Source organism: Pantoea sp. GCM10028869, assembly GCF_042666835.1.
In the GTDB taxonomy this organism is placed as follows: domain Bacteria; phylum Pseudomonadota; class Gammaproteobacteria; order Enterobacterales; family Enterobacteriaceae; genus Pantoea; species Pantoea leporis.
Genome location: NZ_JBHTGO010000001.1, coordinates 654859 through 673082, shown reverse-complemented (window position 1 = coordinate 673082; position 18224 = coordinate 654859). Strand labels below are relative to the sequence as shown.

Here is an 18224-nt window from a genome sequence, read left to right as displayed (position 1 = left end):
AGCAGAATGAGTCAGACACAACGCCAGCTGCGGCTGGGCGCGATTATTCAGGGCGTATCCGGCAACATGTCGGCATGGCGTCATCCCGATGCGGTGGCGGATGCCAGCATTAACATCGATTACGTGCTTGATCTGGCGCGTAAAGCTGAGCAGGCGAAGATCGATTTCCTGTTTGTCGCCGATGGCTTGTACATCACGCCGCAGTCGATCCCGCACTTCCTCAACCGTTTTGAGCCGATCACCTTGCTGTCGGCGCTGTCGCTGGTGACCCAAAAAATCGGTCTGGTCGCTACGCTTTCCACCTCCTACAGCGAGCCGTTTACCGTGGCGCGCCAGTTCGCCAGCCTCGATCATCTGAGCGGCGGTCGCGTCGGCTGGAACGTGGTGACGTCGCCACTGGAAGGATCGGCGAAAAACTTCTCGCGCAGCACCCATCCAGAGCACGACGAGCGTTACCGCGTTGCCAGCGAGTATTTGCAGGTGGTGAAAGGGCTATGGGATTCGTGGGAAGGCGATGCCTTTGTGCGCGACAAACAGAGCGGAGAATTCTTCGCCGCCGACAAGCTGCATACGCTAAATCATAAAGGACATTACTTCTCGGTGCAGGGACCGCTCAACGTCGGTCGCTCGCCGCAGGGCCGCCCGATTGTGTTCCAGGCGGGCGCGTCGGAAGCGGGCAAAGCCTTTGCCGCCGAAGCCGCCGATGCCATTTATACGCGCCAGGAAACGCTGGAGCAGGCGCGCGAGTTTCGTGAAGACGTGCGCCGCCGGCTGGTGGCACGCGGGCGCGATGCCGATGATATCCGTGTGTTCCAGGGCATCAGCGTGATTATTGGCGAAACGGAACAGGATGCCGAGCGCCGCTATCAGCAAACCGCCGAGCTGGTGACCATCGATAAAGCGCTGGAGTATCTTGGTCGCTACTTCGAGCATCACGATTTCAGCCAGTACGCGCTGGATGAAGCTTTCCCGGACATTGGCGAGCTGGGCAGCAACAGCTTCCGCAGCACCACCGACAAGATCAAACAGAACGCGCGCGAACGTGGCTTAACGCTGCGCCAGGCGGCGCTGGAAGAAGCGACGCCGCGTCCGAGTTTCCTGGGTACGGCGGAGCAGGTTGCCGAAGGGCTGGCAAACTGGTTCCTGCAGGGCGCAACCGACGGTTTTATCGTGCGTGGCGGTACGCCAACGGCGTTTGATGATTTTGTGGCGCAGGTCATTCCGCTGTTGCAGGCGCGGGGTATTTATCGCAAAGAGTATGAAGGCGAGACGCTACGTGAAAACCTCGGCTTGCCCGAGCCCGAGAATCAGTTTGCGGCGCAGCGGCACAGGGTCGAAGTGGCTTAAAGGTCAAATGAACGCGATGAATCGCGCCGCTACGAATATGTGCGCTTTATGTGTACGGTAATCAATCACCGCACATTCCGTAGCGGCGCAATTTATTGCGCAATGTTGAACATCACAACGCCGTCACGCCCAGCGCGGCGGCGCGATCTTTCCACTCCCGCACTTCGTCATAAAACGCCCGATCGCTCACGCTGAATCCACTAATCAAACTCTCCGCTAACAGATCCTGATAACGCTTATCGCTGGTCAGTTCGCTCAACGCACTGCGCAATTTCTCGAGGGTTGCTGCATCGGTTTTGGCTGACGTAATCAGCGGCAGCGCGGCGCACAGCGGTGTTTCGCCGATGATCTCCAGCCCCGCCAGCTCCTGCGGGAAATTGCGGCGCAGCAGCGCCCAGGTGATGCAATCAATCGCCGCGATATCCGCCTCGCCCGCGCGCAACGCCGCCAGCGACTGACGATGGCTGCCGCTGAAGCGGGTTGCGCTGAAGAATGTCCCGTCCTGCGCCAGCGGCGCAATCACGTAGCGCAGCGAGTTGAAACCGGAGTGGGAATCGTTGCTGTTGCACACCGCGCGCCGTCCGCGAAAGTCGCTTAGCGTCAGGTTCTCATCTGCGCTGCGCGCTACCAGCCAGCTGCGATAACGCTGGCCGTCGCAGCCCTGGGCGCTGGAGAGGAAGGTGCCAACCAGCTGCACATCGGGCAGCAGCTCCACCAACGGATAACCACAGGTTTGGCTCAGCAGCAGCTGGTCATCGCGCCAGTGCGGCAGTAAATCCTGCGGCCAGCCAACCTCAGCTTGCACGCCGCGTTGTTGCAACAGCGTCGTTAGCGCTGAGGTCAGGCCGAGAGTCGCCTGATGGTTGATGTCGTACATCGGTAACGAAAGAGTGGGCATCCTGTGCATCCTTTTGCGTACCCGGATGGGCATTAACCTCGACCGATTTGCGCCAGAAGCGGGTTATCCATTCGCCATAACCGGCGACGCGAAAACCGTGGTTACGCTGGTGATAACCATCGCGATACAGCAAATAGACTTTGCGTAATCCGTACCACGGCAAACCGGGTAGATCGTGATGTACAGAATGATAGTTGAGATTGAGGAACAGCAAACGCCACGGCAACGCGGCTTCGTTATTGACCGAGCGCGCCAGCGGCTCCTCGTCGGCACGATGCTCGTAGAAGGATCGTACTTTGGTCAGCATCAGCGCCGGATAACTCACCGTCAGCACCAACCAAAGCGGCGAGAAGCCATGCAGCGTCATCCAGTAAAACAGCCCGCTCAGTAAGGTGAGATGAATAATCCACATCGCCATCGCCGGTTTATCGCGCTGGATAAAGGCATGCACCAATGTTTTGAGGGTGGCGGCCATATCCAGCAGCGGGCCGATCAGCAAACGTCCGGGAAAGGTGTTGCGCAGATGAATCACCTGCTGCTGCCACGGCTTGAGTTGCGCCCAGCGCTCAGGCGAAAGGTAGTAGGTTTCCGGATCTTCATCGGGATCGGTCAGCGTGTGGTTGCGGTGATGCGCCAGATGCGAGTCGCGGTATAAGCCATACGGATACCACACCGCCAGCGGCAGCGTGCCGAACAGCTGGTTGAAACGGGGAAAACGCGTCGGGTGGCCGTGAATCAACTCGTGCTGCAGCGACATATACCAGGTGGTAAACAGGATCAGCAGCAGCGTGCTTAGCGTTAACCCCAACGTTCGCCAATAGACAACGCTGGCGAACCAACCGCCGTACACCGCCACCAACAATAGCCACGTTGGCAATTCGCTGCGCCACAGCCAGCTGCGCGCCAGTTGATGCACTAAGTCACGCTGTTGCGCACTGAGATAGGCGGATGTCCCTTTACTCATGGTGAAGCCGAACCTGTAAACAGTGATTAGGCTTTTGACGATGATTGATCACCGTGATGAACACAAAGAATCTCTTTTTCTTAGTTATGCAAAAAAGTTGATGAAGCGCGCGAAATCTATTGGCTATCAGTCACCTCGTCTGTGGCGTAACCTTGCTGCATTGAAAACGTTCGAGCCGGCTCGGCTCACGAGGAGAATTTCAGCATGAAAAAGATTGGCTTCTTATCTTTTGGTCACTGGACCCCATCATCACAATCCGCCACCCGTTCGGCGCAGGACGTGCTGCTGCAATCGATTGATTTAGCAGTCGCCGCCGAAGAGTTGGGTGCCGATGGTGCTTACTTCCGCGTGCACCACTTTGCGCGTCAGTTAAGCTCGCCGTTCCCGCTGCTGGCGGCGGTCGGTGCGCGCACCAAAAAGATTGAAATTGGTACCGGCGTGATCGACATGCGCTACGAAAACCCGCTGTATATGGCGGAAGATGCCGGTGCGGCGGATCTGATTTCCAACGGTCGTCTGCAGCTCGGCCTGAGCCGTGGCTCGCCGGAGCAGGTTATCGAAGGCTATCGCTACTTTGGCTTTGATCCGCAAAACGGTGAGAGCGATGCCGATATGGGCCGTCGCCATACCGAGGAACTGTTGGAAGTGCTGCGCGGTGAAGGTTTTGCTAAACCCAATCCGCAGCCGATGTTCCCCAATCCACCGGGCTTGCTGCGTCTTGAGCCGTTCTCGGCCGGTTTGCGTGAGCGTATCTGGTGGGGTTCTGGCTCCAACGCGACATCTATCTGGGCGGCGCAGCAGGGCATGAACTTGCAAAGCTCTACACTGAAAGATGATGAAACCGGCGAACCGTTCCACGTGCAGCAGGCGAAGCAGATTCGTGCCTATCGTCAGGCGTGGGAAGCGGCGGGCCATCAGCGTACGCCGCGTGTTTCGGTGAGCCGCAGCATTTTTGCGCTGACCAACGACACCGACCGCGCCTACTTTGGTCGCAGTGGCCAGGATCGGGATTCGGTGGGTTTCCTCGACGAGAAAACCCGCGCCATCTTTGGTCGCAGTTATGCCGCCGAGCCGGATCAGTTGATCAAACAGCTGGCGCAGGACGAAGGGATTGCCGAAGCGGATACGCTGTTGCTGACTATCCCGAATCAGTTAGGCGTGGATTACTGTGCGCACGTGATTGAGAGCATTTTGACCCACGTTGCACCGGAGTTGGGTTGGCGTTGATGTAATAAATTGCGTTGCTACAACAGATGCACCATTCCGTAGCGGCGCGATTTATCGCGCAATAAATTGCCCCGCTACGAACACCGACTAATTACCCATCAAAACGCTGTTTCCAGTGAATCTGTGACGCAATAATCATCATCCACCAGCGGCAGATAGCGCCATTTATCTAAGGCGGTACAAGGATGCGAAATACCGCAGCCGACCCAATCGCCTACCTGCAGCGGCTCATCCTCCGGCAATAACAGATAAGCATGCTGATCGTTCACATCACTGATACGCAAATGCGTCGCCGCGCGTGGCGCGCTGCCATCGGCGTTGCGGATCCACAGCGGATTGGGCAGATCCTGATCGAACGGGACATCGCGGCGGCCAAAATCGACGAATGCCAGGCCCGGCTCCGGACGCGACAATACGCGGCCCCAAATCTCCAGCGCGGCAGCAAAATGATGCGTTGCGCCCGGCTGAGCAAAGGGCGCGATGCGTGCATAGAGTCCGCTGTCGTGCGCCATATAGGCGCCGGAGCGGATCAGCGGCGTCATCGGCAGCGGCAGTTTCGCCGCGGTGAAGCACGCTGTCACCACATCAAACCAGGCGCCGCCACCGGCGCTGAGGATGATGTGATCGCTGGCAAACAGCTGCTTTTCCGCCAGCAATTCAGCGGTAGCGATCATCATCTGGCAGTAATCTTTCACGCGCTGAATGCCGCTTTCATCGCGGCCTGCACCGAGCGCGCCTTCATAACCGGCCACGCCCACCAGCTTGAGCGCCGGGCAGGCGGCGATCGCTTCGGCAATCGCCAGCGCATCTTGCTGAGAACGACAACCGGTGCGGCCGCCGCTGACAGACATCTCCAGCAGCACCGAAATCTGGCTGTCGCCGAGGTTCTGCGCCAACAGCTTCACGCCTTGCAGCGAATCGACGTAGCACAGGAAGCCATGATCGGGGTGCTGCTGCTGCCATCGCGCAATCCAGCGAATACCCGCCGGATCGACCAGCTCGTTGGCGAGAAACACATTGCGTATACCGAACTGACGCAACGCGCGCACCTGCGCGGGCGTGGCGGCACCCAAACCCCACGCGCCGCCTGCGCTAATCGCGCGGCGCAAAACGGCAGGCGACATAGAGGTTTTCCCGTGCGCGGCCAGTATCACGCCGTTTTCGCGGCAGAAGTCTGCCAGCTGGCGCAGATTGTTCTCCAGCGCCGACTGTTTCATGATCATCAGCGGCGAAAACACCTGATCGCTGCTCAGCACCGCCGTGCCGAGAGCCAGCGGCGACTCGCCGGCTCCGGCAACCGATTTAAAACGTGGCGCGGTTTGCTGCGCATCCAGTAATCCATCCGCCTGCAGCGGAAAGCGAATCGACATAGATCCTCCTGTTAGTGCTCAAGTACGCGCGATAAAAACTGCTGCGTACGCGGGTTCTGTGGATTGACGAAAATCTGCTCGGGCGAACCTTGTTCGGCAATCACGCCCTGATCCATAAAAACCACGCGGTCAGCGGTTTTGCGCGCGAAGCCCATTTCGTGTGTCACCACCACCATCGTCATGCCTTCACGCGCCAGGCTGCGCATCACTTCCATGACTTCGCCTACCAGTTCTGGGTCCAGCGCCGAGGTAGCTTCATCGAAGAACATGATTTTCGGTTCTACCGCCAGCGCACGGGCAATCGCCACGCGCTGCTGCTGACCACCGGAAAGCTGCGCCGGATAGTGATGCGCGCGCTCGGCCAGTCCGACGCGCGTCAGCGCCGCCATGCCGCGTTTATTGGCTTCGGCTTCCGACAGCTTTTGCGCTTTGATCAGCGCCAGCGTGACGTTGCCGAGCGCGGTTTTGTGCGGGAACAGGTTGAACTGCTGGAACACCATGCCAACGTGACCGCAGATTTCGCTGGCGCGCCTGCGTTGGTGCAGCGGCACGTCGTTGACCCACACTTCACCGCCGTCGGCCACTTCCAGCCCGCTCATGATGCGCAGCACGGTACTTTTGCCAGAGCCGGATGCGCCAATCAGCACCAGCACTTCGCCCGGTGAAACATCCAGGCTGATCTCTTTCAGCACCTGGGTTGCGCCAAACGATTTGGTTATCCGGCTTAAGGTAATCGCGGATTTGCTCATGAGATTTGGCTCCTGGTTTGATGATGTTGAACCCAACGGGAAAGCGGGAAGCAGACGGCGAAGTAGAGCAGGGCGACCAGACCGTAAACCACCACCGGCTGACCGATGCGATCGACAATCGCCTGGCCCTGATGCATCAGTTCGGACATGCCGATCATGCTGACGATCGAGGTGTCTTTGATCAGGGAAAGATACTGACCCGCCAGCGGCGGCAGCACGATGCCGCGCGTTTGCGGCAGGATCACGCTCATAAAGGTCTGACGCTTCGACAGGCCCAAAATCCACGACACTTCCCACTGGCCTTTTGGCACCGCTTCGATGCCGGCGCGGAACACTTCCGCGATATACGCGCCCTGATAGATGCTCAGGCCAAGAATACCGGCGGCAAACAGGTTGATGTCATAGCCGAAATAGGCGACGCCGAAGTAGATGAACATCAGCGTGATCAGCACCGGCGTGCCGCGAAATAGCTCGGTGTAGATCACCGCAATCTGCTTCAGAACGGGCAAGCGGCTGGTGCGCAACACCGCCGCCAGCAAGCCCAGCAGCGTGCTGCCAATGATCGCGGCCACCGACAGCAGCAGCGTGATACCGAGCCCTTTTAGCAGAATCGGTAACGAACTAATGATTAACTCGTTCATAGCGCGTTCTCCCGTTTCACCGGATTAGTCAGCCATTTTCTTGCCCACCACCAGGCGGACTTTTTTACCGGGGTCACCAGCGGCGGGTGGAACATGCGCCGTCCTGCCATCGTTCCCAGCCAGGAGAACAGGTTGCTCAGCACCAGATAGACCAGGGCAACGACGCTAAATGTCTGGATATACAGCAGCGTGCGCGCATTAATCACTGTGGCGGTGCCGGTCAGTTCAGGCAGCGCAATCGCTGACAGCAAAGAGGTGCCGAGCAGCAGCTGAATCAGGTTGTTGATAATGGCGGGCCACACCGCGCGCGCCGCCTGCGGCAGCACCACGGTGAGAAACACCTGACGACGGGGAATGCCCAGCACCCATGCGGCTTCAAGCTGGCCTTTCGGCACCGATTGAATGCCTGCGCGGAAGGTTTCGGACAGATAGGCACCGACGTTAATCCCCAGCGCCAGCACGCCAGCGGTAAAGGCGCTCATGGTGATGCCGAGCGATGGCAGACCAAAGAAGATGATGAAGATCTGCAGCAGCACCGGCGTGTTGCGGATGAACTCAACGTAGCAGTGACTGATCCAGCGCAGCGGGGCCAGCGGCGACGCTTTCGCCAGCGCCGAGAGCAAACCGAGCGCCACCGCCAGCGCAAACGCCAGCAATGTCACTTGCAAGGTGAGCCACGCGGCGGCAAGAAAAGTGTCGGCGTAGCGCCACAGGGTTAGCCATTGATAACTCATGGTTCTGCTCCTTCGTGCGGCGCAGCAGCAGTTGCCGCGCCGCATGGGGATCAATATTGCGGATTCAGCGGATAACGCGGTTTGTTGCCGAACCATTTCTGATACAGCTGGGCGTTTTCACCGGAGGCGTTAATTTCAAACAAGAATTCGTTGAGGTAGTTGGTCCAGACCTGATCGCCCTGCTTCACGCCAAAGGCGTTGTATTCCAGCGGCACCAGCGCTTCATTGGTCACGGTTAACGTTGGGTCGAGCTTGGCCTGATAGGCGAGGAAGTTGTTATCCTCGATCATCGCATCAGCCTGCCCCTGTTTCACCGCGAGGATGGCAGCCTGCGATGAGTCGTACTCCTGAATCTTCACGTCAATGCCGAGGTTGCGCACTTCGTCACCGTTGGTCGAGCCTTTCACCGTGGCGATGGTTTTGCCGCCCATATCGTGTGCGGACTGGATGCCGCTGTTCTTGCGCACCAGCATCGCTTCACTCGCCACCACATACGGTTTGGTGAAGCCGATCTCTTTGGCGCGTTCCAGATTGCGGGTGAAGTTGCAGAACACCACATCCACTTTATTGGTTTGCAGATTAGGAATGCGGTTGGCGCTGGTGGTGTTGACCATTTCCAGTTTCACGCCCATCTCTTTGGCCAGCGCTTTGGCGAGATCAACATCGTAGCCGTCCGGGTTACCGTCTTTATCGTAAAAACCGAACGGAGCGAAACTCAGGCAGTCACCGACGCGCAGCGTGCCACGTTGCAACACGGTCTGCAGCGCTGATTGCGGCGCGGCGCCCGCTTCTTTTTTCTCTTCGGTTGGCGTACAGCCCGCCAGCGTCAGTAATACCAGCGCGCCGGCTAGCGCGTTGAGGCTCACTTTTAGCGATGTTGTCTTCATTGTTATGCTCTCTTTAGAAATTTTGACGAGACGGTGTAATACCGTTATTTCACAGCAAAATAGAAAGGCATCAATTAATAACAGGCTGTCCTGGTGTGGTCGGAGAAAGTAAAGATTCGTCAGCCTGTTTTAACCGTAATATTTATTTACGATCGGCGCGGAAGCATTTCATATCGACTTCAACTTTGCAGTCGACGACTAAATCCTGCACGCTACAAATACGCGCCGGGGGATTTCCGCTAAATATCTCACTGAATACTTTATTAAATGAACTGAAATAACGCGCATCGGTTAATACCGCCGTGACATGCACCACATCCTCGACGCGATAACCGGCTTCGCGCATGATGGCGAGACAGTTTTCGAACGCCAGCTGCGTCTGTTCGATGATGCCACCTTCCACCACTTCACCGTCGCGCATCGGCGTTTGGCCGGAGATGTAGAGCCAGCCATCGGCTTCCACCGCGCGGGCAAACGGCAGTTTCTGCCCGCCGGTACCGGTTCCGCCTTCTACGCCATAACGTTTAATCGTCATCCCTTTCTGCTCCTGTTGCAGCGAATATCTGCTTACTGTGTTGTCTGATATACCAGACTGCTATCTGCAATACTGGATAGTGCAAGATTTGCACAGGAAATTTTCTTTTGCAATATGTGCATAGCGATTTAATTTTTTGTGATGTCGTCGGGATCGCAAAATAAAATTAACTTTTGTCTGTGTTTATATTGGAGTGTGATCGTTATCGTATTTTATAAACGTTGAGTGAGCGTATTGCGCCATAATGAGGCACCAAAATTGATCGTGCTAATTAATGGCAGGTAATTAATATTTATTTAATCCGGGATGGGTAAAAGCCGATGCGCGGTGTATCATGCCCTTCTTTCATTGCCTTTATCTGTTGTACCCAAGCCACCAAGGAGTGAGTTCATGCCGGACGAAAAACCCTCGCGGGCGCGCGGCGTTGACCGGGTTATTGATATCTTTCGGCAGTTGCACAGCGCACGTCAGCCGATGTCGATGCGCGCGTTGATCGACGCCACCGGCGCACCCCGTTCCAGCATCTATGAATTAGTCAGCCTGCTAAGTGAAGCCGGCTTGGTGGAGCTGGATGCCGAAGGCGCAGTGTTCTTTGGCCGTGAGATGCACTATTACGGTGCGGATTATATGGCGCATAACGATCTGATCCGTCGGGCGCATCAACTCATGGTGGAGATTGTGGCGCGCCACGGTGAAACCGTGCAGCTCTGCATGCTGGAGGGCAACAAATACACCGTGGTGCTCTCTGAGAGCAATGCGCATCCGTTCAAAATCACTTCGGATATCGGCGTGCGTGTGCCGATTACCTGGACCGCGACCGGGCGTTTGCTGCTGAGTAACTGGTCGGACAGCGCGATTCTGGATTTGATCCCTGAGGAGGATTATCGCCTCGCCAGCGGCCAGATCCTCGATAAGCAGGCGTTTCTTGATGAAATTCATCACGCTGGAAAACTCGGTTACTGCATGACCGAAGGCTTGTCGGAAAGCTTTACCTGCTGCATGGCGGCGCCGATCCGTTCGCGCAGCGGTCAGGCGGTGGCGGCAATCTGTTTTATGGTCAGCCGCGATACGCCGCAGGAGCGTCGCCAGATGCTGCTGCAGGAACTGATCACTTCCGGACAAAAACTCTCTGATTTCACCTAACAGCATCCGCATAAAACTCTGTTACAACTGATTGAAGTGGCGTTTATTCTCGCCACTTAAGGTTGTGTTAAGGTAATTGATAATAATAACTATTCTTTTTACCACGGAGTTATGGCATGAAAACGCGCCTGCTTTTGGCAATGGGATTACTGGCTTCAACGGCGGCGGCTGCCTCCACGTATCCGCTGACCGTCACCGACATGGACGGCAACACGCAAACCATCAACAAAGAGCCGCAGCACATCATATTGCAGGATGGGCGCGACATTCTGACGCTGGCGCTGCTGGATCGCGACGATCCGTTTAAGCGCGTGGTGGCGTGGAACAATCTGCCGAAAAAACAGGACACGCAAACCTGGGATGTACTGAAAGGGCGCTGGCCGAAAGCGACGAAAATCGTCGATATGGGTTTTAACGATCAGGGCCAGGTTAATCTCGAAAGCGTGCTGGCGCAGAAACCCGATTTGATGATTGCGCAACTGCGCGCCAAACCGGCGTTACAGCAATCGGGCGTGCTCGGCACCTTGCAGAATCTGCATATTCCGGTGGTGTTCCTGGATTATGAACTGCATCCCGCGCAGAACACCGCGCCGAGCGTGGCGCTGCTTGGTAAGGTGCTGAACCGCGAAAGCCAGGCCAGGGCTTATACCGATTTCTATCAGCAGAAATTCGCGCGCATCACCCAAGGCGTGGCGCAAGTAAAAAATAAGCCAACGGTGTTTATCGAGCCGATAGCCGGGAATAGCGACAACTGCTGCTTTACGCACAGCCACAATGGCTGGGGCGGATTGGTGGAAGCGGTGGGCGGCAAAAATATCGGCTCTGAACTGCTGCCGGGCAATGCCGGATTTGTGGCGCTGGAAAAAATCATCGCCATGAAACCGGATGTCTACATCATGACCGGATCGAAACGTCCAAACGCTAATGTGTTGCCGTTTGGTTATGGCGTGCAGCCGGAAGAAGTGAAAGCCACCTTCCAGACGCTGCTGAAGCGCACCGGCCTGGCGCAGATCGAGCCGGTGAAACAGGGCCGCGTGTATGGCGTTTACCACCACTTCTATAATCATCCGTACAACATCATCGGCATGGAAATTCTGGCGAAAGATCTCTATCCGCAACAGTTTGCCGATCTCAAACCGAACGCGGATTTCCGCACCATCGTTAAAAACTTCACCACGTTGCCGGATAACGCGATCGATTTGAGTTATCCCGACAACCAGTAATCGCAGGTTTTCCCCATTCGCCGTAAGGTCGCCATTCATGGCGACCAATCCGCTCCATCAACATTCCTCAATGACAACGTTAATTGTTATGTTATAACATAACTAAAAACACCATTGCGCGTATGCCTATACGTTTTGTGAACCTTGTCATTTAGAGGAGTTGCTATGTCAGCATTAACCCAAAATCAGGATGGTTTCAAAAAACTTCCCGTCACCGTGCTTTCCGGCTTTCTTGGCGCAGGTAAAACCACGCTGCTCAATCATATTCTCAATAACCGCGAAGGCCGTCGTGTGGCGGTGATCGTCAATGATATGTCGGAAGTGAATATCGATGCCGCGCTGGTGCGCGAGGGCGGGGCAGAGCTGTCGCGCACCGACGAAAAGCTGGTGGAAATGAGTAACGGCTGCATCTGCTGCACATTGCGTGAAGATTTGCTGCTGGAGGTCAATCGTCTGGCGAAAGATGGCCGCTTCGATAATTTGGTGATCGAATCGACCGGCATTTCTGAACCGTTGCCGGTGGCGGAGACTTTCACCTTCGCCGATGAAGAGGGGCAAAGTCTGTCTGAAGTTGCCTCGCTCGACACCATGGTGACGGTGGTCGATGGCTTTAACTTTCTGCGTGACTATGAATCGAATGAGAGCATTCAGTCGCGCGGAGAATCCTTGGGCGCTGAGGATGAGCGCACGGTGGTGGATTTATTGGTCGATCAAATCGAGTTCTGCGATGTACTGATCCTTAATAAAACCGACCTGATTAACGAGACGGAAAAAGCGCGGCTAATGGCAATCCTGACGTCACTCAACCCGCGCGCCAACATTATCACCTCTGAATTCGGCAAAGTGGGATTGGATCAGGTGCTCAACACCGGTTTGTTTGATTTTGATGCCGCCGCGCAGGCGCCGGGCTGGCTGCAGGAGTTGCGTGGAGAACACACGCCCGAGACCGAAGAGTACGGCATTCGTAACTTCGTGTTCCGCGCGCGTCGTCCATTCCATCCGATGCGTTTTGCTCACTTGATTGAAAATGAGATGCACGGCGTGGTGCGTTCCAAAGGCTACTTCTGGCTTGCCAGCCGTCCGCGTCATGCCGGTTCATGGTCGCAGGCAGGCGGCGTATCGCGTCAGGGTTTAGCCGGCATGTGGTGGGCCAGCGTGCCAAAAGATCGCTGGCCGGAAGATGCGGAAAACCTTGGCTACATCTTAGAGAACTGGGTTGACGGCAGCGGCGACGCGCGACAGGAACTGGTGTTTATCGGCATAGAAATGGATGAAAACGCGCTGCTTAGCAAACTGGAACAGGCGCTGTTAACCGATGAGGAAATGGCGCTCGGACCCGATAACTGGGTGGAATTCCCCGACCCGTTCCAGCCATGGTTTAACTGATTAGTCAGGTCGCCATTCCTGGCGACCTTCATAATTACACATTCCCAACCCACATCGACACCTCAACCCCATCGTTAAACGGCAGCGACATAAAACCACGATTACTGTGCACCAGCTCCAGATACTCCGGGCTGAAGTCGGCATCGTCGGCAACAATCAGCGCGCCGGGACGCAAAAACGGCTGCACCAACGTTACAATCTCCGGGTAAATCGCTTTTGCACCGTCCAGCACCAGCATATCGATGGTGGCCGGTAGATCGCGGCTCAATGTCTGCAACGCATCGCCCACGCGCACCTCAATCAAATCGCTGACGCCGGCATCGGCGAAATGGTTACGAGCTAACGCCACTTTCCCCGGTTCAAACTCGCAGGTGATGATGTTACCGCCGCCGTTATCGCGCAGCGCCGCCGCCAGATGCAGCGTGGAAATGCCGAATGAGGTGCCAAATTCAACGATGGTTTTGGCATTGCTGCTGCGCGCCAGCATATACAGCAACTTGCCGGTTTCACGCGATACCGCTAACGGCACCTCTTCAAGATGTCCATAAAGTTCCAGGTAATCGGTTTTGCTGTGTAGCAGGCGATGTTGTTCGGCGTCAGTCATGGTTCTGAAGGCGTTATTGGTTGGATGCGCCATATTATCGGCCAGTTCAAACAAGTAATTCAGCAGCGGCGCCAGTGGCGCAGAGGTTAAGGTATTCATGTTGTTCTCCGTGCAGACAAATGGATTTTGCTGTGCAAACAGAATACGATGAATCATTCGCATTTCACTATTCGTGTTCAGGAGATGATAGTGACTGAACCACGTAACATTAAGATTTCAGAGAGAAAAAGACCCAGGCAGGCGCGTTCCAGCGAGCTGGTTTCCGCCATTTTGCAGGCAGCTACTCAGGTTTTGGAGCTGGAAGGCGCCACGCGTTTCACCACGGCGCGGGTGGCGGAACGCGCGGGCGTCAGTATTGGATCGCTGTATCAATATTTTCCCAATAAGGCAGCTATTCTTTTCCGATTACAAAGCGAAGAGTGGCTACGCACTAGCGATTTGTTAGGTGCGATTCTGCGCAATACCGCCAACACGCCTCGTCAACGACTGCACGATCTCACACTGGCGTTTTTGCATTCGGAATGTGAAGAGGCGGCGATGCGCACCGCGCTGAATGACGCCGCACCTTTGTATCGTGATGCGCCGGAAGTGCAGGAAGCGCGCGCGGCGGGTCAAAACGTCATCAGTGATTTTCTGCGTGAAGTATTACCGCACTCAGAGGAAAGTGAACGATCGCGCGCCGCAGATTTATTGAACAGTACGCTGGGCAATGTTGGGAAACATTTTTCCGAATCGCCGCGCACGCCAGCAGAGATTCAGGCTTACGCGCAAGAGATGGCGGCGATGTTTTGTGCCTGGATCAGGGAAAAAGGCGCCGATTTACAGTAAAAGATGGACTGGAAATCTCTGAAAGCGGTTAACAAACTCATTATTCACATTCTCAATAATCCACACCGCGAGTAAGCTTAACAAAACTTTATTGAGCCGAATGAGCAAACGGGAGAGCAAAATGGCAGTGAAGATGATTGCGGTGGATATGGATGGCACTTTTCTCGATGACAACAAACAATACAACGCGCAGCGCTTTGCGCGTCAGTATGCGTTGCTGAAAGAGAAGGGCATTCGTTTCGTGGTCGCCAGCGGCAATCAGTATTATCAGTTGCTGCGCTACTTTCCTGATATCAAAGACGAGATCGCTTTTGTTGCGGAAAACGGCGCCTGGGTTTCTGACAGTAATGAAGAGATCTTCTGCGGCGAACTGGCGCAGGAGCGCGTGCATCAAATTCTCGACATCCTCGCCAAAGAACCGGACATCAGCACCGTGGTCTGTGGCCGCAACGGCGCGTACGTGCACACCTCAATGTCCGACGAAGTGATTGCCATGTTGGCGAATCACTATCATCGTCTGGAAAAGCGCGACAATCTCTACGATATCGACGACACCATCTTTAAGTTCTCGCTGAATCTGGCGCACGAAGGCGTTGATGCCTTGATGGAACGTCTGCACGCTGAGTTGGGCGCGATTGAAAACATCATGCATCCGGTTTCCAGCGGTTTTGGGTTTGTGGATTTGATCATTCCCGGCTGCCACAAAGCGCATGGCATCGCGCTGCTGCAGGAAAAATGGGGCATTGATGATTGTGAAGTGGTGGCGATAGGCGACAGCGCCAATGACATCGAAATGCTGCGTCAGGCGTGCTACAGCTTCTCAATGGCGAACGCCGCCGCGCCAGTCAGCGCCGTGTCGCGTTACAGAACCGAAAGCAACAATGACGAAGGCGCGCTTAACGTGATCGCTCGCATTTTGGCGCGCGAAGTGCCGTTTGGCTGATGTTACTGATGCGGAGCGTCATTGCAGGCAATGACGCTCAAGCAGAATGGTAGTTGTTAATTCATCTCACTTACTAGTACCCGTCATATACCTCATTGAGAAAGGGTTATAACGCATATACCCGCCTGATTTGTCAAAAGTGACCAGTGTTGTCGTTCTAATCTTTCCTTTATATATAAGACAACCAAGTGTTATTGGAATTTAATCCAAAATTTACTGTTAAGATAAAAGCATTATAATGCAATGGTTTGAGGGCTTTTTTACCTTCAACACATCTTGCGATAACTTCACTTGTCTTATAATTAGGTAGGAAAATTCCCTCGAATTAATTTATTACTCTGTTTTTATAAGTTCATCCAGTTGAAAAAATAATGATTACAATTGAAAGGCAATTTAATGCTCGATGCTGACTCGATTAACTGAGTGTTTTTTTCTTTTAATTTAAAAGTAATTAAATAATGGTTACAGCTTTAATTATGCTTTGATAAGCTGAGATTAACTTTTAGATCGCAGAGGATTGATTTTAATCTTAAGATGATATCTTTATTCAATCTTATGCATTAATATTCAACGCAGGGAGTGCTCGAGTTATGTCATCTCCATTTAACTTTCTAATAAGAATTCGTTTTTATTTGTTTTTCATCCTTCTTTGCTTTATTGGAGGCACAACATGGGCATTGCAAAAGCTTGGGCTAAATAATAGCCTTCCATTGTGGTCAGCAGGGATGCGGTTTTTGATTGCAAGTGTAATTGTTATTTTTTATTTAATTTTAAGTAAAAGAATTTATATTAATTACGCCGTTTTCAGTCTTGCTGCAGCTAACGGCCTGTTTTATTTTTCGATTCCATTTGGAACAGTTTATTGGGCATCAACATATATACCTAGTGGATTGGTAGCTGTTTTAGCTTCTGGAATTAGCGTATATGCACTGCTTCTAAACCATTTCTTACGCGGAAAGCCAGCAACTGGAAGGCAATTATCAGGTGTTTTCTTTGCCATCATAGGTGTATGTGTGGTTTTTGGTGAAGGAGCATCTTTACCGGGCAATGAAAAAAGTATAATTGCTATGTTAGCAGTGTTAGGAGCTATGGGCAGTTCAGCCGCTATAACGCTCAAAGTTCAAAAGCATATTAAAACTCTTCCACTTCTTAGTTTTGTTGCATTTTCCATGCTGAGTGGTGGTTTTTTACTCTTGATTACGAGCTTAATAATTGAAAGTGGTAACCGTTTCTTTTATGGGGAGAGCTTAGGAGCGCTCCTTTATTTAGCAGTAATAGGATCAGTATTAGGATTTACGCTTAATATTACTTTGCTTAAACATTGGCATATTTCTAAAGCTACATCTCATTTATTCATCTCCCCAGTTATTGCATTGTATATGGGCTTCATACTTCTTGATGAAAATATTACCACGACTGTGATTATAGGCACCGCGGTTGTTGTTCTCGGAGTAATGTTAATCGTTTTGCCAAAACGCGAAAAGGAAACTCTTAATGTCAACTCTACAAAAAAACCTGGCCATAATCTGTCAGAATAGAAAGCTACCATTTGTGTTTGAAGAAGCTAAGGCAATGGGTGTCGAAATTACATTTTTTTATAACGATAATGAGTCTCCACCACCGGAAATTCCCGGTGTTGTGAGAAGCATTGCTTTGCCATTGTTTGAAGATGAAGATAAAGCACTAGATATAGTCATGTTAGAAAATAAGGTGCGCCGAATTGATGGTGTTTTAACACTATTTGAACCGGCGTTAGATTTCGCCGCTAAAATTGCTAACAGGTTGGGATTACCTTTCTTACCTGAATTCGTAGTAGAGCAATGTAGAAACAAAAATATGACTCGGCGCGTTCTGCATGATAACGGCCTAAACACACCCTCCTTTATTGAGATTAAAGAAGGAGAATACCCAGACATTGATCAAATAAAATTTCCGCTTGTAGTGAAGCCTACTAATGGATTTTCCAGTCAAGGTGTTACACGAGCTAACAACCCTGATGAATTGAGAAATGCTATTGATAAAGTATGGGAAATTAACCGCACGCAATTGAAAAATTTCATCTATGACAAGGGTGGTGTTTTACTTGAGTCATTTATCGATGGGCCGGAGTTCGCAATCGAAACATTTTCGCATCGTGGTGAGGTAACAGTGCTCTCAATCGGCGATAAAGGTAATGGCAAAGGTCCATACTTTGAAGAAGGTGTTTATATCGCACCTGCTGATATTGATGAGAAACTGCGAGATGAAATCGTAGATGAAGTTAGACGTGCAGTTAAGGCGCTAGGAATTAATGAGGGACCAGCACATGTGGAACTGCGTATTGACCAAAAGCAAGTGCCTTTTGTTATAGAAGTCGCACCACGCGTGGGTGGATCCGGAATATCACATTATATTGTGAAAGCAAGCACGGATATAAACTTCCTGCAGTTGGTTATTTGCCACGCTTTGGGTATGGAATTTCCCCAAAAAATGGGGGCATTAGTAAAGGCGATATCTACTGCCGGAAATTATATTATTCCTGTGCAGGGAGATGGAATCTTTGTCGAGATTGATGGATTAGCAAATGTCCGTGAGAAATCTGAGGTGGAATATGTTTTTGAATTTATGGAGCCTGGGCATAAAGTTCTTCCATACCCTCATTTTTCAGGTTACCCAGGATTTATTTTAACACGTCATACTGCCCATGAAGCTTGTGAATCTTTTTATAACGATTTACAAAAAAATCTAAAAATAAAATATTTATAG

Annotated in this window: 18 protein-coding genes; 9 read left to right on the top strand and 9 right to left on the bottom strand. The window is 53.0% G+C overall.

All coding sequences use genetic code 11. The features are described from left to right. Positions 1-6: 6 nt before the first annotated feature. Positions 7-1347 carry an LLM class flavin-dependent oxidoreductase gene (locus tag ACFQW4_RS03080; protein WP_377723716.1) on the top strand — a complete coding sequence of 447 codons (1341 nt, stop codon included), beginning with the start codon at positions 7-9 and terminating at the stop codon, positions 1345-1347. Positions 1348-1459: 112 nt separating this feature from the next. On the opposite strand, the gene ACFQW4_RS03075 is transcribed toward ACFQW4_RS03080, so the two are convergent. Then, entirely contained in the window at positions 1460-2245 is a 786-nt protein-coding gene (locus tag ACFQW4_RS03075; RefSeq protein WP_377723715.1) for a phosphate/phosphite/phosphonate ABC transporter substrate-binding protein, read from the bottom strand. Continuing rightward, entirely contained in the window at positions 2142-3209 is a 1068-nt protein-coding gene (locus ACFQW4_RS03070; RefSeq protein ID WP_377723714.1) for a fatty acid desaturase, read from the bottom strand. Before ACFQW4_RS03070 ends, ACFQW4_RS03075 begins: the two co-directional genes overlap by 104 nt. Positions 3210-3413: 204 nt before the next feature. On the opposite strand from ACFQW4_RS03070, the gene ACFQW4_RS03065 reads away from it, so the two are divergent. After that, positions 3414-4436: an LLM class flavin-dependent oxidoreductase gene (locus ACFQW4_RS03065; protein ID WP_137387124.1), complete on the top strand. Its 1023-nt coding sequence runs from the start codon at positions 3414-3416 to the stop codon at positions 4434-4436. 98 nt (positions 4437-4534) lie between these two features. On the opposite strand, the gene ACFQW4_RS03060 is transcribed toward ACFQW4_RS03065, so the two are convergent. The 6 genes from ACFQW4_RS03060 to ACFQW4_RS03035 all read right to left on the bottom strand — a co-directional run bounded on the left by ACFQW4_RS03060 (position 4535) and on the right by ACFQW4_RS03035 (position 9352). Further along, a complete protein-coding gene (locus ACFQW4_RS03060) occupies positions 4535-5806 on the bottom strand; it encodes an alanine racemase (RefSeq protein ID WP_377723713.1) in 1272 nt (423 codons plus the stop codon). Between the two features lie 11 nt (positions 5807-5817). Next, the gene (locus ACFQW4_RS03055) at positions 5818-6555 is read right to left on the bottom strand and encodes an amino acid ABC transporter ATP-binding protein (RefSeq protein WP_377723712.1); all 738 of its coding nucleotides are present in this window, start codon (positions 6553-6555) and stop codon (positions 5818-5820) included. Continuing rightward, positions 6552-7196, bottom strand: coding sequence for an amino acid ABC transporter permease (locus ACFQW4_RS03050; protein WP_154156654.1), 645 nt, complete (start codon positions 7194-7196; stop codon positions 6552-6554). The genes ACFQW4_RS03055 and ACFQW4_RS03050 overlap by 4 nt, the downstream gene beginning before the upstream one ends. Beyond that, positions 7193-7930: an amino acid ABC transporter permease gene (locus ACFQW4_RS03045; protein ID WP_101761202.1), complete on the bottom strand. Its 738-nt coding sequence runs from the start codon at positions 7928-7930 to the stop codon at positions 7193-7195. Before ACFQW4_RS03045 ends, ACFQW4_RS03050 begins: the two co-directional genes overlap by 4 nt. A gap of 50 nt (positions 7931-7980) precedes the next feature. Continuing rightward, entirely contained in the window at positions 7981-8817 is an 837-nt protein-coding gene (locus ACFQW4_RS03040) for a transporter substrate-binding domain-containing protein (protein ID WP_377723709.1), read from the bottom strand. Positions 8818-8959: 142 nt separating this feature from the next. Next, positions 8960-9352, bottom strand: a complete 393-nt coding sequence (locus ACFQW4_RS03035) for a RidA family protein (RefSeq protein ID WP_217547803.1) — start codon at positions 9350-9352, stop codon at positions 8960-8962. Positions 9353-9742: 390 nt separating this feature from the next. Between ACFQW4_RS03035 and ACFQW4_RS03030 the strand changes: the two genes are divergently transcribed. The 3 genes from ACFQW4_RS03030 to zigA all read left to right on the top strand — a co-directional run bounded on the left by ACFQW4_RS03030 (position 9743) and on the right by zigA (position 13104). Beyond that, positions 9743-10495: an IclR family transcriptional regulator gene (locus tag ACFQW4_RS03030; protein ID WP_176973282.1), complete on the top strand. Its 753-nt coding sequence runs from the start codon at positions 9743-9745 to the stop codon at positions 10493-10495. 116 nt (positions 10496-10611) lie between these two features. After that, the gene (locus ACFQW4_RS03025; RefSeq protein WP_377723706.1) at positions 10612-11718 is read left to right on the top strand and encodes an ABC transporter substrate-binding protein; all 1107 of its coding nucleotides are present in this window, start codon (positions 10612-10614) and stop codon (positions 11716-11718) included. Positions 11719-11883: 165 nt separating this feature from the next. After that, positions 11884-13104 (top strand): zinc metallochaperone GTPase ZigA, encoded by a 1221-nt coding sequence (zigA, locus tag ACFQW4_RS03020; RefSeq protein WP_336768005.1) that lies wholly within the window; start codon positions 11884-11886, stop codon positions 13102-13104. 34 nt (positions 13105-13138) lie between these two features. On the opposite strand, the gene ACFQW4_RS03015 is transcribed toward zigA, so the two are convergent. Then, the gene (locus tag ACFQW4_RS03015) at positions 13139-13807 is read right to left on the bottom strand and encodes an O-methyltransferase (RefSeq protein ID WP_336768006.1); all 669 of its coding nucleotides are present in this window, start codon (positions 13805-13807) and stop codon (positions 13139-13141) included. Between the two features lie 90 nt (positions 13808-13897). Between ACFQW4_RS03015 and ACFQW4_RS03010 the strand changes: the two genes are divergently transcribed. The 4 genes from ACFQW4_RS03010 (at position 13898) to ACFQW4_RS02995 (ending at position 18224) form a co-directional block, all read left to right on the top strand. Then, entirely contained in the window at positions 13898-14536 is a 639-nt protein-coding gene (locus ACFQW4_RS03010; protein ID WP_336768007.1) for a TetR family transcriptional regulator, read from the top strand. Between the two features lie 121 nt (positions 14537-14657). After that, the gene (locus tag ACFQW4_RS03005; protein ID WP_101761208.1) at positions 14658-15479 is read left to right on the top strand and encodes a Cof-type HAD-IIB family hydrolase; all 822 of its coding nucleotides are present in this window, start codon (positions 14658-14660) and stop codon (positions 15477-15479) included. Between the two features lie 590 nt (positions 15480-16069). Further along, the gene (locus tag ACFQW4_RS03000) at positions 16070-17017 is read left to right on the top strand and encodes a DMT family transporter (RefSeq protein ID WP_377723703.1); all 948 of its coding nucleotides are present in this window, start codon (positions 16070-16072) and stop codon (positions 17015-17017) included. Beyond that, positions 16974-18224: an ATP-grasp domain-containing protein gene (locus ACFQW4_RS02995; RefSeq protein ID WP_377723701.1), complete on the top strand. Its 1251-nt coding sequence runs from the start codon at positions 16974-16976 to the stop codon at positions 18222-18224. The genes ACFQW4_RS03000 and ACFQW4_RS02995 overlap by 44 nt, the downstream gene beginning before the upstream one ends.

What these genes read in the sequence shown, in the direction of transcription:
- ACFQW4_RS03045 (WP_101761202.1), bottom strand. Translation starts at nt 7,930, where the DNA reads ATGAGTTATCAATGGCTAACCCTGTGGCGCTACGCCGACACTTTTCTT.
- ACFQW4_RS03030 (WP_176973282.1), top strand. Translation starts at nt 9,743, where the DNA reads ATGCCGGACGAAAAACCCTCGCGGGCGCGCGGCGTTGACCGGGTTATT.
- ACFQW4_RS03060 (WP_377723713.1), bottom strand. Translation starts at nt 5,806, where the DNA reads ATGTCGATTCGCTTTCCGCTGCAGGCGGATGGATTACTGGATGCGCAG.
- ACFQW4_RS03005 (WP_101761208.1), top strand. Translation starts at nt 14,658, where the DNA reads ATGGCAGTGAAGATGATTGCGGTGGATATGGATGGCACTTTTCTCGAT.
- ACFQW4_RS03050 (WP_154156654.1), bottom strand. Translation starts at nt 7,196, where the DNA reads ATGAACGAGTTAATCATTAGTTCGTTACCGATTCTGCTAAAAGGGCTC.
- zigA (WP_336768005.1), top strand. Translation starts at nt 11,884, where the DNA reads ATGTCAGCATTAACCCAAAATCAGGATGGTTTCAAAAAACTTCCCGTC.
- ACFQW4_RS03055 (WP_377723712.1), bottom strand. Translation starts at nt 6,555, where the DNA reads ATGAGCAAATCCGCGATTACCTTAAGCCGGATAACCAAATCGTTTGGC.
- ACFQW4_RS03000 (WP_377723703.1), top strand. Translation starts at nt 16,070, where the DNA reads ATGTCATCTCCATTTAACTTTCTAATAAGAATTCGTTTTTATTTGTTT.
- ACFQW4_RS02995 (WP_377723701.1), top strand. Translation starts at nt 16,974, where the DNA reads ATGTCAACTCTACAAAAAAACCTGGCCATAATCTGTCAGAATAGAAAG.
- ACFQW4_RS03070 (WP_377723714.1), bottom strand. Translation starts at nt 3,209, where the DNA reads ATGAGTAAAGGGACATCCGCCTATCTCAGTGCGCAACAGCGTGACTTA.
- ACFQW4_RS03065 (WP_137387124.1), top strand. Translation starts at nt 3,414, where the DNA reads ATGAAAAAGATTGGCTTCTTATCTTTTGGTCACTGGACCCCATCATCA.
- ACFQW4_RS03075 (WP_377723715.1), bottom strand. Translation starts at nt 2,245, where the DNA reads ATGCCCACTCTTTCGTTACCGATGTACGACATCAACCATCAGGCGACT.
- ACFQW4_RS03040 (WP_377723709.1), bottom strand. Translation starts at nt 8,817, where the DNA reads ATGAAGACAACATCGCTAAAAGTGAGCCTCAACGCGCTAGCCGGCGCG.
- ACFQW4_RS03025 (WP_377723706.1), top strand. Translation starts at nt 10,612, where the DNA reads ATGAAAACGCGCCTGCTTTTGGCAATGGGATTACTGGCTTCAACGGCG.
- ACFQW4_RS03080 (WP_377723716.1), top strand. Translation starts at nt 7, where the DNA reads ATGAGTCAGACACAACGCCAGCTGCGGCTGGGCGCGATTATTCAGGGC.
- ACFQW4_RS03035 (WP_217547803.1), bottom strand. Translation starts at nt 9,352, where the DNA reads ATGACGATTAAACGTTATGGCGTAGAAGGCGGAACCGGTACCGGCGGG.
- ACFQW4_RS03015 (WP_336768006.1), bottom strand. Translation starts at nt 13,807, where the DNA reads ATGAATACCTTAACCTCTGCGCCACTGGCGCCGCTGCTGAATTACTTG.